The sequence below is a fragment of the Photobacterium frigidiphilum genome (assembly GCF_003025615.1).
GTDB classification, from domain to species: Bacteria; Pseudomonadota; Gammaproteobacteria; order Enterobacterales; family Vibrionaceae; genus Photobacterium; species Photobacterium frigidiphilum.
In genome coordinates, this window is record NZ_PYMJ01000001.1 from 80004 (window position 1) to 96977 (window position 16974).

At 42.3% G+C, this 16974-nt stretch carries 16 protein-coding genes; 7 read left to right on the forward strand and 9 right to left on the reverse strand.

Annotated features, from left to right (window positions below):
- Positions 1-25: 25 nt before the first annotated feature.
- The 4 genes from C9J12_RS00360 to yceD are packed head-to-tail and all read right to left on the reverse strand — an operon-like array spanning position 26 to position 2734.
- Complete coding sequence (locus tag C9J12_RS00360) at positions 26-982, reverse strand: beta-ketoacyl-ACP synthase III (RefSeq protein ID WP_107240906.1); 957 nt, start codon at positions 980-982, stop codon at positions 26-28.
- 5 nt (positions 983-987) lie between these two features.
- A complete protein-coding gene (gene plsX / locus C9J12_RS00365) occupies positions 988-2013 on the reverse strand; it encodes a phosphate acyltransferase PlsX (RefSeq protein WP_107240907.1) in 1026 nt (341 codons plus the stop codon).
- A 9-nt stretch (positions 2014-2022) separates the two neighbouring features.
- Positions 2023-2193, reverse strand: coding sequence for a 50S ribosomal protein L32 (gene rpmF / locus C9J12_RS00370; RefSeq protein ID WP_006231206.1), 171 nt, complete (start codon positions 2191-2193; stop codon positions 2023-2025).
- A gap of 25 nt (positions 2194-2218) precedes the next feature.
- Positions 2219-2734 (reverse strand): 23S rRNA accumulation protein YceD, encoded by a 516-nt coding sequence (yceD, locus tag C9J12_RS00375; protein WP_107240908.1) that lies wholly within the window; start codon positions 2732-2734, stop codon positions 2219-2221.
- A gap of 364 nt (positions 2735-3098) precedes the next feature.
- Between yceD and C9J12_RS00380 the strand changes: the two genes are divergently transcribed.
- Positions 3099-3680, forward strand: coding sequence for a Maf family protein (locus C9J12_RS00380; RefSeq protein ID WP_107240909.1), 582 nt, complete (start codon positions 3099-3101; stop codon positions 3678-3680).
- Positions 3681-3813: 133 nt separating this feature from the next.
- Here the strand turns inward: C9J12_RS00380 and C9J12_RS00385 are convergent, their stop codons facing one another.
- Both C9J12_RS00385 and rluC read right to left on the reverse strand, forming a co-directional pair.
- The gene (locus C9J12_RS00385; protein WP_107240910.1) at positions 3814-4479 is read right to left on the reverse strand and encodes an HAD family hydrolase; all 666 of its coding nucleotides are present in this window, start codon (positions 4477-4479) and stop codon (positions 3814-3816) included.
- 67 nt (positions 4480-4546) lie between these two features.
- Positions 4547-5491 (reverse strand): 23S rRNA pseudouridine(955/2504/2580) synthase RluC, encoded by a 945-nt coding sequence (gene rluC / locus C9J12_RS00390; RefSeq protein ID WP_107241203.1) that lies wholly within the window; start codon positions 5489-5491, stop codon positions 4547-4549.
- Positions 5492-5930: 439 nt separating this feature from the next.
- On the opposite strand from rluC, the gene rne reads away from it, so the two are divergent.
- Both rne and C9J12_RS00400 read left to right on the forward strand, forming a co-directional pair.
- Positions 5931-9239 (forward strand): ribonuclease E, encoded by a 3309-nt coding sequence (gene rne, locus C9J12_RS00395; RefSeq protein ID WP_107240911.1) that lies wholly within the window; start codon positions 5931-5933, stop codon positions 9237-9239.
- 233 nt (positions 9240-9472) lie between these two features.
- Positions 9473-11032 (forward strand): SulP family inorganic anion transporter, encoded by a 1560-nt coding sequence (locus C9J12_RS00400; protein ID WP_107240912.1) that lies wholly within the window; start codon positions 9473-9475, stop codon positions 11030-11032.
- Positions 11033-11049: 17 nt separating this feature from the next.
- Here the strand turns inward: C9J12_RS00400 and C9J12_RS30935 are convergent, their stop codons facing one another.
- The gene (locus C9J12_RS30935) at positions 11050-11292 is read right to left on the reverse strand and encodes a hypothetical protein (RefSeq protein ID WP_193944628.1); all 243 of its coding nucleotides are present in this window, start codon (positions 11290-11292) and stop codon (positions 11050-11052) included.
- Positions 11273-11971 carry a DUF3313 domain-containing protein gene (locus tag C9J12_RS00410; RefSeq protein ID WP_107240913.1) on the reverse strand — a complete coding sequence of 233 codons (699 nt, stop codon included), beginning with the start codon at positions 11969-11971 and terminating at the stop codon, positions 11273-11275. Before C9J12_RS00410 ends, C9J12_RS30935 begins: the two co-directional genes overlap by 20 nt.
- Before the next feature lie 227 nt (positions 11972-12198).
- Between C9J12_RS00410 and cobT the strand changes: the two genes are divergently transcribed.
- The 4 genes from cobT (at position 12199) to C9J12_RS00435 (ending at position 15309) form a co-directional block, all read left to right on the forward strand.
- A complete protein-coding gene (cobT, locus tag C9J12_RS00420) occupies positions 12199-13227 on the forward strand; it encodes a nicotinate-nucleotide--dimethylbenzimidazole phosphoribosyltransferase (protein WP_107240915.1) in 1029 nt (342 codons plus the stop codon).
- Positions 13224-14060: an adenosylcobinamide-GDP ribazoletransferase gene (locus C9J12_RS00425; RefSeq protein WP_107240916.1), complete on the forward strand. Its 837-nt coding sequence runs from the start codon at positions 13224-13226 to the stop codon at positions 14058-14060. The genes cobT and C9J12_RS00425 overlap by 4 nt, the downstream gene beginning before the upstream one ends.
- A gap of 35 nt (positions 14061-14095) precedes the next feature.
- Positions 14096-14701: a cob(I)yrinic acid a,c-diamide adenosyltransferase gene (gene cobO, locus C9J12_RS00430; RefSeq protein WP_107240917.1), complete on the forward strand. Its 606-nt coding sequence runs from the start codon at positions 14096-14098 to the stop codon at positions 14699-14701.
- A gap of 173 nt (positions 14702-14874) precedes the next feature.
- On the forward strand, positions 14875-15309 hold the full coding sequence (locus C9J12_RS00435; RefSeq protein WP_107240918.1) for a phosphate-starvation-inducible protein PsiE: 435 nt from the start codon (positions 14875-14877) through the stop codon (positions 15307-15309).
- Between the two features lie 110 nt (positions 15310-15419).
- Here the strand turns inward: C9J12_RS00435 and C9J12_RS00440 are convergent, their stop codons facing one another.
- Positions 15420-16745, reverse strand: a complete 1326-nt coding sequence (locus C9J12_RS00440) for an anaerobic C4-dicarboxylate transporter (protein WP_107240919.1) — start codon at positions 16743-16745, stop codon at positions 15420-15422.
- Positions 16746-16974 lie beyond the last annotated feature (229 nt).

The window sequence follows — 16974 nt, forward strand, 5'->3', positions numbered from 1 at the left end:
AATAGTAAAACAATTAGCAACAAAATTAGAATTTGACGAGGGCAGAACCCCAAGTAAAACCACCACCAAAAGCTTCCAGCAGCAAGGTTTGCCCTCGCTGGATACGTCCATCACGAACGGCCTCATCGAGAGCAGTCGGTACCGTTGCGGCTGACGTATTGCCGTGACGATCGAGTGTTACCACAACTTGATCCATCGACATAGAAAGCTTTTTCGCTGTAGCTGAAATAATACGCAGATTTGCCTGATGAGGAACTAACCAATCAAGCTCAGATTTATCCATATTATTTTCAGCAAGCGTATTTTTCACAAGATTAGATAATTGTGTAACCGCAACCTTGAACACTTCATTACCAGCCATATACAACCACTTATCATCAGTGAATGTTTGACCGTGATCAGGTATTGCTAGGCTTAGTAAACCACCAAAATGACCGTCTGCATGCAAATGCGTGGAAATAATACCAGGCTCTTCACTTGCACCAATAACAACAGCCCCCGCAGCATCACCAAATAAGATGATCGTCGAACGATCTTCTGGATCACATTTGTGCGAAAGGGCATCTGCACCAATCACCAAAATATTTTTTGCCATACCTGTTTTAATGTGCTGATCAGCAATACTTAAGGCATAAACAAAACCAGAACATGCCGCCGCAATATCAAATGCAGGACACCCTTTAATATCGAGCATCCCTTGAACCTGACAAGCAGCTGAAGGGAATGAGTGACTAGCACTGGTTGTCGCGACGATAATCAGGTCAATATCTTCTTTATCAATACCCGCCATTTCAATAGCGTTTAAAGAAGCTTGATACCCCATCACTGCCACAGTTTCATCTGGCGCAGCAATACGACGCTCGCGAATACCAGTTCGGGCTACGATCCATTCATCGCTGGTATCTATCATTTTCTCTAAATCTGCATTAGAGCGAATTTGAGATGGCAGATAGCTGCCTGTACCTAAAATTTTACTATACATGAAGACTAATAATGCCTCTCGAGTAAGACTTCTTCCAAACGGTCACTGATTTTAGTCGGTATTTTCCGTTTGACCTCGTGTACCGCTTCACCTATCGCATTTGCGAAAGCGGCAGTATCAGCTCTTCCATGGCTTTTAACCACAATACCCCGTAATCCTAACAGACTTGCACCATTGTACTGGTCGGGGTTCAATTTCTTAAGGCTAACGAATAGGTCGCGAAACAACCATTTAGCTAATAAACGTTTCATTGGATTAGTAGAAATCGCCTGTTTAAAACTATTAATGAAGAGATTTGCTACGCCTTCACTGGTTTTTAAGCTAACATTTCCAACAAAGCCATCGCAAACAATCACATCCGCTTTACCTGCATATAACTGATCACCTTCAATGTAGCCTATATAGTGAATATCAGGCGAATTGCTTAGCATTTCGGCACAACGTTTCACTAAGTCATTACCTTTAATTTCTTCTTCACCGATATTCAGTAAAGCAACGCGAGGTTTTGACGGTAAAGATTGCTCAGCCAGTACAGAGCCCATCACTGCAAATTGAAATAACGTATCTGCATCACAGGATACATTCGCCCCTAAATCCAATAGCCACGTTTTATTTAAACCATGGGTAGGTATAGCTGAGACTAATGCAGGACGATCAACACCAGGAAGCTGTTTGAGAGTATAGCGAGACAGGGCCATTAATGCCCCCGTATTACCAGCACTAACACAAGCATCCGCTTCACCATCGGAAACAGCATCTAATGCCATACGCATAGATGTACCTTGGCTTCGACGCAAAGCATGAGATGGACGAGTTTCGTCGGCAATCACAAGATCGCTATGAATGATACTAATACGAGAATGAGAGTGTTGATTTTGAAGAGATAGTTGCGCGGTGATAGCACTATGATCACCATAAAGTTTGATTTTGAGCTCAGGGTATTGTAACAGTGCCTGCACAGCGGCAGGCACTATTACTTGAGGACCGAAATCCCCACCCATCGCATCAAGTGCAACGGTTAGACCAGTCAAGGCTCAACCTTATTTGTTGATAACCTTGCGGCCACGGTAGAAACCGTCAGCTGTCACGTGGTGACGTAGGTGAGTTTCACCACTTGCAGAATCTACAGACACAGCTGCAGTTGTTAGTGCATCGTGTGAACGACGCATGCCACGTGCTGCACGTGATTTTTTGCTCTTTTGTACGGCCATTAACCCTACTCCTGTTAAATAACACTTACTTAGATTGTTTCAATACTGCAAACGGATTCGGACGCTCATCAGCAATAGGGAGTTTACCAAAGACCTTATCAGATGAACTCACTTTACAGTCAGCATCATCATGCATAGCAATCTGAGGTAGTTCTAATATCAATTCATCTTCGATGATTTCAACTAGATTAATCTCACCATTTTCATCGACTTCAGCCGGCTCATAAGCTTCCGGAAACTCATCATCTTCATCAGTTTTGAGAAGCGGACTATAACAGAACTCCACACTAGAAGTGTGATTGAATTCTTCCTGGCATCGCTGACAGGTTAACGTTACTTCTACATCAGCACTACCGTGCATGACTGCGAGGTGACGTCGGTCAAAGTCAAATGACAAGGTGACGTTTGCATCACTTTTTACGCTCTGAGTGGATTCAGCTAGACGCGTCAGTAACTCGGCTTTGATGATACCATCATAATCAAGTTGTTTCTGAGCGGCGCGAACTGGATCGACCTTCAGCGGTAATTTTACCTTTTGCATAGGGCGCGAATATTAGCCTTCTAATTAGTTTGAGTCAAAGGAAATGTGTGTGAAATAACAGCTTTTAGCCATTTCGCCAAAGAAGGTTCAACCCCTCTTGCTACAATCACCACTTTCCCATCGGTTTGATGGTTATTTGCTCATGAGTCAATCACTTGCTCTCCTTATCGAGAGCGAATAAATAACACACAAAAATAGTATAAAAAACGTTCTCACCAGCAGCTAAGATTGCTCTTAACGACTTATTTAATGGTGCTTTAGCTGAAAATTATGCAATAGCATTTTATCTATAGTCAGCGAAAAACTCGATTCCAATATCTGAGAGAGTTAGACTGTGCCTAGCATTCATTCATAAGTACGAACCATGACACAACCTTTATTACTTGCATCAACCTCTCCTTTCAGAAAGGCATTATTAGACAAGTTTCAATATCCTTTTGAGACAGCAAATCCCAATACTGATGAGAGTAGCTTCTCTGGTGAATCTGCCGAAGCTCTTGTTCAAAGATTAGCAGAACAAAAAGCCAAGGCATGTGGAAACAATTACCCTGAGCACTTAATCATTGGCTCAGATCAAGTCTGCGTGATCAATGGTAAAATTATTGGTAAGCCCCACACAATCGAAAACGCCTGCCTACAACTTAAAGCTGCAAGTGGACAAATTGTAACGTTTTATACAGGCTTATGCCTCTACAATGCAAAAACAGGACACAGCGATGTTATATGCGAACCTTTCCACGTTCACTTTCGCCAGCTAACAGAACAAGAAATTGAACACTACATTGAACGTGAAATGCCACTTTATTGTGCTGGTAGCTTTATGTGTGAGGGACTAGGCATCGCTTTATTCAATAAATTAGAAGGACGCGATCCTAATACTCTCATTGGCCTACCCTTAATTGCTCTACGTGAAATGCTAGAAAAACAAGGCATTCATATTTTATAGATCAAACGTACCTTATAAAAGAGAATCAGCCTTCAGGTTCAACGGTTCATAGAAGTAATCCGAAATCATCAATAAGACACTCGCATTGCTTCTATCATACCCAGCTCGTCCTTTATCACGATTAAACAACAATCTATTTATTCGCAAGACCAGGAACCATTAACAGCTCTTCAATCAAATCAATGACACATAATGGATTATATTGATTCAATGTTTCTCTATCATCGACTCCCCAAGTAATGCCAACAACATCCACTCCTGCATTATTTGCAAGCCGCATATCATGAACACTATCACCAACCATTAATGCTTCATCTGGGTGTAACCCTAATTCAGCCAGCACTTCATGAATCATAAGAGGGTCTGGTTTCGATGCAGTTTCATCGGCGCATCGAGATACAGCAAAATAGTCTTGAATCTGTGTGTGCTGAAACGCACGATTCAATCCCCTTCTACGTTTACCTGTTGCTACCGCAAGAGCTAATCTCTGCTGTTGTAACAATTTTAATGTTTCAACAACCCCTGAATAAAGCTGGCTATCTTGTCGGTTATCCGCAGCCACATAGAGTTCACTATAGTGCTGTTGCCATAACGTGTGTTGCACATCAGTCGCATTTGGATACAAGCTGTTTACTGTTGCTTCCAAACTTAAGCCGATTGTTTGTTTATACGCATTAACTGAAAGGCTTGTTAATCCATCCGTCATCTCAGCAGATTGATGCATACAAGTTACAATTTGAGAGATGGTGTTCATTAACGTTCCATCCCAATCAAAAATAACGACCTTGTACTTTTTCATACTTTTCCTTTATCGAGTACGGCTAAATTCAAGTAATAAGAGCAACAAGCCTTCAGTGTGAATACGGTTATAGCTTACGTAAATTATCAAGCGAACGGGTTAACAGCGCATCTAACGGTGCACTAATATCAACTGGCTCATCAGTACTTGGGTGAGTAAATTTAATATTAGCCGCATGAAGGAATAATCGATTCAAGCCCGTTTTTTTCGTGTAAGCATCAAATCGAGGATCACCGTAGCGATCATCCCATGCAATCGGGTGTCCTTCATATTGGCAATGCACACGAATTTGGTGTGTACGCCCTGTTACTGGGCTTGCCTGCACTAACGTTGCGTGTTCAAAACGTTCTAATACTTTGAACCGCGTATCAGAGGCTTTACCATTTTGGTTAACACGTACAATGCTGTTCACTTCATTTTTCAATAAAGGTGCAGTGACTTTTTTACAGCTTGCCTTCCATTCACCCATAACAAGCGCAAAATAATACTTTTTCACAGTCTTTTCACGGAACTGTTCTTGCAACTTACGTAAAGCTGAGCGTTTTTTCGCCACCAACAATATGCCCGATGTATCTCGGTCTATACGGTGAACCAATTCCAAATATCGAGCATCAGGACGTAGTGCACGTAATGCTTCAATTGCGCCAAATTTCAATCCACTGCCACCATGAACAGCAGTACCCGATGGTTTATTCAAAACCAGTAAATGATCGTCTTCGTAAATTACGCACGATTCCAATTCAGCCACTTTTGACAGTTTTGTGCTGATTGGCGCCTGATTTTCCTGTTCAGGCATAAAAATCGGCGGTACACGGATAAGATCACCATCTTGCAACTTATATTCAGGTTTTATACGTTTTTTGTTTACTCGTACCTCACCTTTGCGCAGAATGCGGTAAATCATACTTTTTGGAACGTTTTTAAGCCGAGCACGGAGAAAGTTATCGATCCGCTGGCCAGCAAAATCATCAGTAATGTCGATGAATTGCACTTTTGGTTTATCTTCTTTCATAAATTTGATTCTAACACGCATGCAAAGCAGATTGCCGCAAAAAAGTCACCCTGCTATCATTGCTTACTAGAGTAGGTGAAATTGCCTACTTTATTGGCAAGGTGAACAAAGGTTCACCTTAATGGCTATTTTTTATGCACTCTTGGCAATATGCGCAGCATCTGGCGTAAGACGTTATAGTCCCAGGAGTGATTATTAGTGTGTTCAAATTATTTTTTTTTTACTGATGTGGTAGATACAACCGCGTTGAAGCGGTGATACCAGCTGTATATTTTAGATCTAAAACATCTCGATATAGTTGGATGATAAGTGTTGCCAAATAGCACTCCTGAATTTCCAGCCGTGAGGCTGCACTCGTACATAGACTTGGAGTCAGGCACCATCAGTAAACTATCTGTAATTGACTCACTAAAACAACGACAATAATGAGTACAATATAATGAAAAGAATGTTGATTAACGCAACTCAGAAGGAAGAGTTGCGCGTCGCATTAGTTGACGGGCAGAAGCTTTTCGATTTAGACATCGAAAGCCCTGGTCACGAATCTAAAAAAGCAAATATTTATAAAGGTCGCATCACCCGTATCGAACCAAGCCTGGAAGCTGCGTTCGTTGATTACGGTTCTGAGCGCCATGGCTTTCTTCCTCTTAAAGAGGTTGCTCGCGATTACTTTCCTGCTAATTACACCTACCAAGGCCGTCCTAATATTAAGGAAGTGCTTAAAGAAGGTCAGGAAGTTATTGTTCAAGTTGACAAAGAAGAACGTGGTAACAAAGGCGCAGCCCTTACTACTTTCATTTCGTTAGCGGGTAGCTACCTTGTTCTTATGCCTAATAACCCTCGCGCTGGTGGTATTTCTCGCCGTATCGAAGGTGAAGAGCGTACACAACTTAAGGCAGCACTAAGCACATTAGAACTACCAAAAGGTATGGGCTTAATTGTTCGTACTGCTGGTGTTGGTAAATCTGCTGAAGAACTTGAATGGGATTTAAATGTTCTACTGAATCACTGGAGTGCTGTTAAAGAAGCCGCTGATTCAAACTCTGCACCTTTCCTTATTCATCAGGAAAGTAACGTTATTGCTCGCGCAATTCGTGATTATTTACGCCGCGACATCGGTGAAATCCTTATCGATAGCCCGAAGATTTTCGACCGTGCACGTGAACATATTAAACTTATTCGTCCTGATTTTTTATCTCGTGTTAAGCGTTATGAAGGCGAAGTACCACTATTCAGTCACTACCAAATTGAAAGCCAAATTGAATCTGCGTTCCAGCGTGAAGTTCGTTTACCGTCAGGGGGCTCAATTGTTATCGACCCAACGGAAGCACTAACCTCTATTGATATCAACTCTGCTCGTGCAACGAAAGGTGGTGATATTGAGGAAACAGCATTCCAAACTAACCTTGAAGCGGCTGATGAAGTTGCCCGCCAACTACGCCTACGTGATCTAGGTGGATTGGTTGTTATTGACTTCATTGATATGACACCAGTTCGTCACCAGCGTGAAGTTGAAAATCGTCTTCGTGAAGCGGTTCGTATGGATCGTGCTCGTGTACAAATTGGTCGTATCTCTCGCTTTGGTTTACTAGAGATGTCGCGTCAGCGTCTAAGCCCTTCATTAGCAGAAGCAAGCCACCACGTTTGCCCACGCTGTACGGGTACAGGTGTTGTTCGTGATAACGAATCACTATCCCTATCGATTCTTCGTTTAATTGAAGAAGAAGCATTAAAAGACAACAGTGCACAAGTACTGGCTATTGTACCGGTGGCTGTCGCTTCTTACTTATTGAATGAAAAACGCCGTTCAGTTCAGCACATTGAAAAATTCCACACAGTACGTGTTGTAATTGTTCCAAATGCAGAGATGGAAACACCGCACTTTGAAGTGTTACGTATCCGTGAAGGCGATCAAAAAGATACACTTTCTTACCAAATGCCTAAAGTCATTGAAGCGATTAAAGAAGCTGAAGCGGCAGAAGCACCACAACAAGAACGTGTCATTAAAAAACATGAAGAACCTGTATTACAAGGCTTTGCTTCACCTAAAACACCAGCACCTGTTGTTGCTGTAAAACCTAAGCCAGCAGCACCGGCGAAAGCGGTTGCCGCGGCAGAAGCTAAACCAGGTTTATTCAACCGTTTGTTCTCTGCACTGACAAATCTGTTTTCTGCTTCAACAGAACAAGTGCCAGAAAAGAAAGTTGAAGAGAAACAAGACAACCGTAATGACAACCGTCGTGGTGATCGTCAAGGCAACCGTCGCAATGATACTCGCCGCAACAAAGATAGCTCTCGTCGCAACAATCGCCAAGATAGTGATCGTGATAATAGCGAGACTAGCGGTGAACAACGTCAGCAACGTCAGCAGCGTCCTCGCCGCAACGAGAAGCCTCAGCAGGAACGTCAGAGTGACAAGCCAGCTAAGCAACGTTCTCCGCGTAGCGAAGACAAACGTCAACCTCGTAAAGATGATGTTCAAGCTCCAAAAGCACCGCGCCGTCAAGATGAACAACAGCCTAAAGTTGAAAAACCAGTTGTTGATGTCGTTGAGAATAAGCCAAGTGTTGATGTAGTTGAGAATAAACCAAATATTGCACAGGAAAAAGTGGCGACAGTTAAACTACGCCGCCAGCGTCGTCAGCTAAGTCAAAAGATACGTATCACTGACGATGTAGAGAATACACCTGTAGAAGCTCAAGCAATTGAAGCCGTTGAAGCTGCACCATTAGTAGAAGAGCAAAAACAATCTTCTCCTCTACAAGAAATGGGAACTGCTGTAGCAAAAGAAGCATTAGCGACTGATACTGATACTTCTGAGCAAGACAGTGAGCAGAATACTGAACAAGAAGCAGGTCAACGCCGTAACCGTCGTTCACCTCGTCATCTTCGTGCTAGTGGTCAACGTCGCCGTCGTATTCGTGATACACGTGAGGAGAAATCTGATCATGTTTCGCACCCAACGACAGATACTAAAGGCTATGCAGCAGTAGAAACGACTGATGCGATAAACGACATGGAAAATGTTATTTCTATTGTCGAGAAGCCAAAAGCAATACGCCCAGTAACAGGTGTCGCATCTCCTGAAATGGCAATGGGTAAAGTTTGGGCTCGCGCAAGCAAGCCATCTGTTGAGACAATTACTGAAACACCAGTAGAAGTACCGACACAACCTGAAGCTATTGCTGAACGTGTTGTACCTGCTGAGCCAGCAGTTGAAACTGAAATGTTAAGCGGTGTAGCAATGCCAGAGCTTGCTATGGGCAAAGTAACGCCAATGCGCTCAACAGTTGAAGCATCAACAACATCAGTAGAAACTCAATCAGTAACTATTGATGAGCCAATTATTATTGAGCCAGTTGTCGCGGCACCTGTTGTTGAAAAAGTTGAAGTTGAAAAAGTTGAAAAGCCAGTCGCTGAAGTTAAAGTGATTGCAGAAGAGACGACTGTTAAAGCTACAACTGAAAAGGCTGTAGTTGAGAAGCCAGTTGCTAACGTTGAAATGCCAACGCCAGTAGTTGCAGCAGCCGTACAAGGCAATGATGTCGCTACTACAGCAACATCACCTCGCGGTCGCCATACAGTGTCTCCGATGACAAAGGCACCAGCAGTCGCTGAACCTGAAATAGAAGAGATTACTGTTGCTATCGCCCCTTTACGCGATGCAAAAGTGCAATCTCGTCAAGCTGGTAGCCAAACGGCAACAAGCAAGGCAATGGCTCCTATGACTAAACCATCATACGACTAAGCCATAACCCATATAAAAGCCATGCTTTATGCATGGCTTTTTTTTGGCCCAAACGAAAATGTAATAAAATGTATCTATTGCTATATTAAATACCAATTCGATCACATTTACTTGCTCTTTTAACTGAATGGCCTTCTATCGTTAGCTACAAAGTTGAAGTATGTCACATACAACTGTAGCATCCGTGTCCATTCACGCCCCTTTTAACCACCAAACTGAAGCCAATTTATAAAATGTTTGAATTCCCCCAAGTTTCACATCAATCAGTCAAGAATGACGTACTTTCAGGTTTAACCGTTGCGTTAGCCCTTATTCCAGAAGCGGTTGCTTTTGCCTTCGTGGCTGGTGTCGACCCTATGGTTGGTTTATACGCCGCTTTCATTGTTGGCTTCATTACTGCTATTTTAGGCGGTCGTCCAGGAATGATTTCTGGAGCTACTGGCGCGATGGCTGTTGTAATGGTAAGCCTTGTTGCTGAGCATGGTGTTCAATACCTATTTGCTGCCGTTATGCTTGCCGGTCTATTCCAAATTCTTGCGGGAATATTTAAGCTAGGCAAATTTATTCGCATGGTGCCCCACCCTGTAATGATTGGCTTTGTAAACGGTTTAGCGATCGTTATATTCTTAGCCCAACTTGGTCAATTTAAAGTACAAGGAGCAACGGGTGCACTTGAGTGGATGCAAGGTTCTCAGCTGTATATCATGCTGGGGCTTGTTCTTCTTACAATGGCAATTATCCATTTCTTACCTAAACTAACGACTGCAGTCCCATCATCTCTTGTTGCTATCATCACTGTTACTGTATTAGTTCATGCATTTGGTTTAGATTCTCGTACCGTTATCGACTTCGTTCGCACAATGAGCGGCGACAGTAATGCAACATTAGCAGGTAGCTTACCCACTTTTGCTTTGCCTGATGTGGGTTTCAATATGGAAACCTTACGTATTATCTTGCCGTACTCGCTAATCTTAGCTGCAATTGGTCTGATTGAATCACTACTGACACTAACTGTAATTGATGAAATGACAGGTACTCGTGGTAAAGGTAACCGTGAGTGTGTGAGTCAGGGCATTGCAAACGTAACATGTTCAGTGTTCGGCGCAATGGGTGGTTGTGCGATGATCGGTCAATCGATGATCAACATTAATTCTGGTGGTCGTGGTCGCTTATCGGGTATTACTGCCGCTGTTGGTTTACTTTGCTTTATTTTATTTGGCTCTGCGCTAATTGAAATCATTCCTCTTGCTGCACTTGTCGGTGTCATGTTCATGGTTGTTGTTGGCACCTTTGAATGGGCAAGCTTCAAAATGGCGCGTAAAGTGCCAAAGCATGACTTCTTTGCCATCATTCTTGTTACTTGTGTAACGGTTGCTGCCGACCTTGCTATCGCTGTTATTGTGGGTGTTATCTATTCTGCGCTTGTATTTGCATGGGATCACGCTAAGCATGTTTACGCATCATCACATACCGATGAAAAAGGAACAAAGATCTACGAAGTAAATGGACCAATTTTCTTTGGTTCTGTTTCTCACTTCCAAGACCTATTTAACGCAAAAACAGATCCAAATGACGTTATTATCGATTTTGCTAAGTCACGCGTTGCCGATCACTCTGCAATCGAGGCAATTGATACAGTTGCAGAACGTTACGCAAGCCAAGGTAAAACCTTGCATATTCGTCATTTAAGCCCTGAATGTCGTAGCTTACTTAAAAAAGCTGGAACTCTAGTTGAAGTGAATATGCTAGAAGATCCAACATACAAAGTAGCAACGGATACGTTAGGCGGCTAAGCCCAACGACAACGACGCTAGAAAAACGCCCACGACGGCTTCACTTTGTAATAGTGAAAGCATGTCGTGGGCGTTTTCATATCTATTGCTCGAAGCATAACGTAAATATAATGCGATTTTACTTGCCGTGATTTAATACCTGAAAAGCTATACCCTCTTGCTTCACCAGCAGCACGAGAGCGAACTTTCAAATAAAAGCCCGCTTTAAGATTACTGTCGTAATCATCAATAGTGTTTGTACTAACTTTGTTCTTTTTCATTGAGGGTTGCTTGATACGCGGTTACACGAATAAAGTGCACAATATCTTGAGTAAATAGCTCTACGGTTTCTTTAATCTGTTCGTATTCAAGATCAACATCATCATTTTCTAAAATGCCTTTGGCTAAAATGACACCAACTCGCTCAGCCAATACTTCTTCAGTCTGACTATCAATAAGCTGAGATTCTACAAGAATACGAACATTTCGATCGCGGGTGCCAAGTAATGCTTTAGCGCTTCCAATTAATGCACCATAAGGAAGTACTTCTGTAATTTGAAGATCTTCAAAATCAGTACTAGCACGGCTGATCATGATATTCAGCGTCGCTGTATCTGCACCTGCTTTATTAACAACCTCGACTCCACGTGTGAGTTCTTGCTTAACGATCGTTGTTAATCGTTCAGATACTTTATCTAGCACGCGTTCTGGGATTTGGCGTACCGCTTTCGCATTTTGGTGAATACCAACGTCATTAATCAGTATTTTATTATATTCAGAAGCCTCCACTGTCGGAGATACCCACTGTAGGCCTGTCGCATCTTCTATGTATTCAACTTCAACCAATTTATCATTATTCTTAATAAATTGAGTTTGTCGTTCATCTTCTGTCGGTAGACGACTTGAACAACCAAGAAGAACGAGTGAAAAGCTTATAATAGACAATAGTTTAATATTCATACGTCACTATACAATTGGTTAAATACCACATAATTAGAACACTATACGGTTAATGCTTTCAAGCACTATTTTGCAACCACGCGGTGCGTTTAAAAATATAATTCCCATATTTACTATTTCGCCATTGCTTTGCCAGCTTTGCTGCCGCAAAATTTCAACTCGCTTCGTTGCGTTAAACGGTATGCCGTCATAAACGTTATCTTGCCAGAACAAGGAAATCTGCACGTATGTTTACCATCACTCAGCCTGATACTCAGCCATCCGACCATATTCAACACAAAATAGATAACAAGACAAAACCGTTAGGGGCATTAGGTCAATTAGAAGCTGTCGCATTACAACTGGCTTTAATCCAACAAACTGAAAAAATTGAAATAAGGCACCCACACCTACTTGTTTTTGCCGGCGACCACGGCATTGCTCAACATGGCCTTAGTATTGCGCCTAGTGAAGTCACGGCACAAATGGTGGCAAATTTTCTCGCTGGTGGCGCTGCGATTAATTGTTTTTGCCGAACAAACGACATGGCATTAAAAGTGATAGATGCTGGTATTAAAGTCGAACCAGAAGATCACCCTAACTTAATAAAGCAACGTCTTGGGCATGGTACAGAAGATTTCAGCCAATACGCAGCGATGACAGACAACACAGTTTTACAAGCCTTAGAATACGGTGCAAACGTTGTAGAAGTGCTAAATCAGCAATCTTGTAACCTTGTCGGCTTTGGTGAGATGGGCATTGGTAATACCAGCAGTGCTGCTGCCATCATGGCGGCATTATTGAATATACCAGCAGATGAATGTGTAGGGCGCGGGACAGGTATCGATGATCAGCAGCTACAACGTAAAGTCGACCTTATAACCCAAGCGTTGGATTTGCATGCAGAGCAATTATCTGATCCTTTATCAATTCTAGCCAACGTCGGTGGGTTTGAAATTGCTCAAATCGTTGGTGGAATGCTAAAGGCCGCTGAAAATAAGATGACAGTATTGGTTGATGGCTTCATTTCCACAGCTGCCGCCATGCTTGCCGTTTCAATGTACCCCGAAGCAAATCATTACTTTATTTATTGCCATTGCTCTGACGAATCAGGCCACCAGCGTATGCTCCAGCATTTAAATGCAACACCACTGCTTAGTTTAGGTTTACGCTTAGGTGAAGGGACTGGTGCCGCTTTAGCTCTACCACTACTACGCTCTGCCTGTTGTTTCTATAACGAAATGGCCAGTTTTGAAGATGCTGGAGTAACAGTGTGAAGCTCCAACCAGATAGCCAAGCTAGCACTCAACATACAGACACAACTAACAGCCTAAAAACCATCGGTTTCAAGCGCCAATGGCAAATTTTTCTGGTGGCTCTGGCTTTTTTTACCCGTATTCCTATTCCTGAAAGTACGCCTTACTCACCAGAAAGGCTCAACCAAGCAAACCGTTATTTTGGCGCTGTGGGTATTATTATCGGCTTATTAACAGCGCTAACATATTGGGTTTTCGTGCAAATATTCCCCATCGAGCTTGCTGTTGCTGCCGCGATTATTTGCGGATTATTATTAACAGGAGCATTTCATGAAGATGGCTTAGCGGATGTTTTTGATGGATTTGGCGGTGGTTGGTCTGTCGAACAAAAGCTAAACATAATGAAAGATTCACGCCTTGGTACATATGGTGCGTCTGCTTTGGTTATGATGCTCGGGTGCAGATGGGCAGTGTTAATTGGGTTGGCAAAAATTGATATATTGCTACCAGCAGGGCTATTGATAGTGATGCATACGTTAAGTCGAATCTGTGCAGCAAGCCTGATATTTTCTTATCCATATGTAAGAGCGGATCAAGATAGCAAAGTAAAACCATTAGCTAATCAGCAAAGCCAACACGATTTGTGGGTTTTAATTGCCACAGGATTGATTATATTACTACTCTTGCCTTTAGAGATGGCTATCACCTTAACGTTAGTTTTACTTGTTGTTCGTTGGCTCTGTGGTAAATGGTTCCAACAACAATTGGGTGGCTATACTGGCGATTGCTTGGGGGCTGCACAACAAATAGCGGAACTTATGGGCTACCTAACCTTGCTAGCTTGGCTTTCATAAAATAAACACATCAATAAAAATAAAGAGGAAAACCCATGGTTGATCAAACCAACAAGGACAAACGCTATAAATCACGCCAAGAGAAAGTAAAAGCCGATATCGATGCTCGTGTTGAAGCCGCTCAAGAAGAAAAAGGGCTTTTCCTCATTATTACGGGTAACGGTAAAGGCAAATCAACCTCAGGTTTTGGTATGATTGCCCGTGCTGTGGGTCATGGTTTTAAATGTGGTGTTGGGCAATTCATTAAAGGCACTTGGGACTGTGGCGAGCGCAACCTACTTGAACAACACGGCGTACACTTTTCTGTAATGGCAACCGGGTTTACTTGGGAAACACAGAATAAAGAAACAGATAAAGCTGCCGCTCAAAAAACGTGGGCAGAATGTAAAGCAATGCTCGCTGATGATAGCTATGACGTTGTTCTACTCGACGAGATGACCTATATGGTGACTTACGGCTATGTGGAGTTAGAAGAGGTTGTAGAGGCAATTAACAACCGTCCAAATATGCAGTCGGTTATCATTACAGGTCGAGCAGCGCATCGTACATTAATTGAAATGGCAGATACGGTATCAGAAGTAAAAAGCGTAAAGCATGCCTTTGAAAGCGGTGTTAAAGCACGTAAAGGTGTTGACTGGTAATTAAGCAGCAACGTTAATTTCCAGATTAAAGAGGTAACACCAATGTGTTGCCTTTTTTATTTATCATCAAAAGTGATTATTTTCTTTCTCTATCTATTTCCTATTTCTATAATCTCGACTTATTATTCCTAAAAGCCGTAAAAAGCGGTTAGCACATTGTTTCCGGAGAATTTATGCCTTCCCAGTTACCAAAGAGCTTTAGTAAACCTTTTCTCAAAGTATTTCACATTCTTGAAGCGATCCTGCTGGTTGCCATAACCTTAGCCACCTTGTTTGCCATGGTTAATGAGTTTGTTCACGTCATTATCCAAAAAGATATCCAGCTTACCGACATTTTATTAATGTTTATTTATCTGGAAGTATTGGCCATGGTGCAGCAATTTGTCGCCCACGGTAAAATTCCGGTACGCTACCCTATCTACATTGCGATAATGGCGATTGCGCGCTATATCACGCTAGGCATGAAAGAGTTAGATGGGGTTTTAGTGGTATGGCTAGCACTCGCCGCCTTTATTCTTGCAGCTGCAACGTTAATGATCCGTATTGGTCATCATTATTGGCCTTATGAAGCAGTAACAGACCCATTAAAGAAACAGTCTGATGACTAAAGGTTTATCAGGTACAATGCATTCCTAAATAGACATCTATTCGTAAACAAAAAGGGAGCAATTGCTCCCTTTTTCTATTCTATAAAATCAGAGTTCTAAATTATAACAACCTACACAACAATTTGTGCGATGGTATAGCCGATCATACACGCCGATATCACACCAATAAGACCTGGCATCATAAAGCTGTGGTTAAAATAGTACTTACCTATCTTTGTTGTACCCGTGACATCAAAGTTACACGTTGCGATGTCTGACGGATAATTAGGAATAAAGAAATAACCGTAAGTTGCAGGCATTAAGCCAATCAATAGCGCAGGGTTAAGCCCCATAGCAACACCAACAGGCAACATCATACGCGCAGTTGCTGCTTGGCTATTCACCACAACAGAAACAATGAATAGTGCTAGTGCAAAAGTCCAAGGATAACCTTGTACCATCTCGGTAATACCCGATTTAAACGATGGCATTGCATACTGGAAGTAAGTATCACTCATCCACGCGATACCGAAGATGGCAATTGCCGCCACCATGCCCGATTTAAATACCACACCTTCAGGTACTTTCTGTACGTTGGTACGCGTAACAAGCAGGATTAAGCCACCAAAGCCCAGCATCATCATCTGAATAATCAATGACATCGAAATCGGTTTAGTTCCCTCACCTATCGTGCGGATCTCGGGCACCATCGCCACAACCACAATTGTAGCTAATGCCAAAATAAATAGCAGTACCGCATGTTTTGAAGACGATGGCAGCTTTTCATCAAGAGATGTTGACGTCGTATGAAGAATTTTATCACGCCATAATGGATCTTGTAGACGACGCTGATATTCAGGGTCATCATTTAACTCTTTACCACGACGTAAACTATATAGGGATAATAAAATGGTACCCAATAACGTTGAAGGCACAGTTACCATTAAAATCGTTAGCAGGTGGATACTTTCATCAAGGCCAGATAGCACGGCTAAATAGTACACAACCGCAGCAGAAATTGGACTTGCAGTAATTGCGAGCTGCGATGCAACAGATGATGCCGCCATTGGACGCTCTGGTCGAATGCCATTCTTCAGTGCCACATCACCAATAATCGGCATAATAGAGTAAACCGCATGACCAGTACCCAGCATAAAAGTCATGGTATAAGTGACAAGCGGACCGAGGATGGTCACACGCTTAGGGTTACTACGTAAAATGCGTTCGGCAATTTGTAACATATACTTTAAGCCACCGGCCGCTTCTAGAATAGAAGCACAAGTAACTACAGCAAGAATAATTAACATTACCGTGATCGGTGGCGAGGTAGGTGGCATTCTAAAGATGAACACTTCAACCAACAAACCTAAACCCGAAACGACGCCTAAACCAATGCCACCAAAACGGCTACCGGCATATAAGACGAGAAGGAGGAATAAAAATTCCAAATACAGCATACTCGTTATCTCCATATATCGAAAAATGCGATCTCAACATAAGACCTTTAATACTTTAGGAGTATCTTGGCAGCTGTATAACACTTCACTATTGATAGAAATCAATTAATTAAAAAAATCATTTATTGGAAAAGTAATGTGTGATCCTACTCTTAGAAACAACGTTCTATAAAAATAGAAACGCTACAATACTTTTTGTAACAATTCACCAAATATTCGATCATATGCA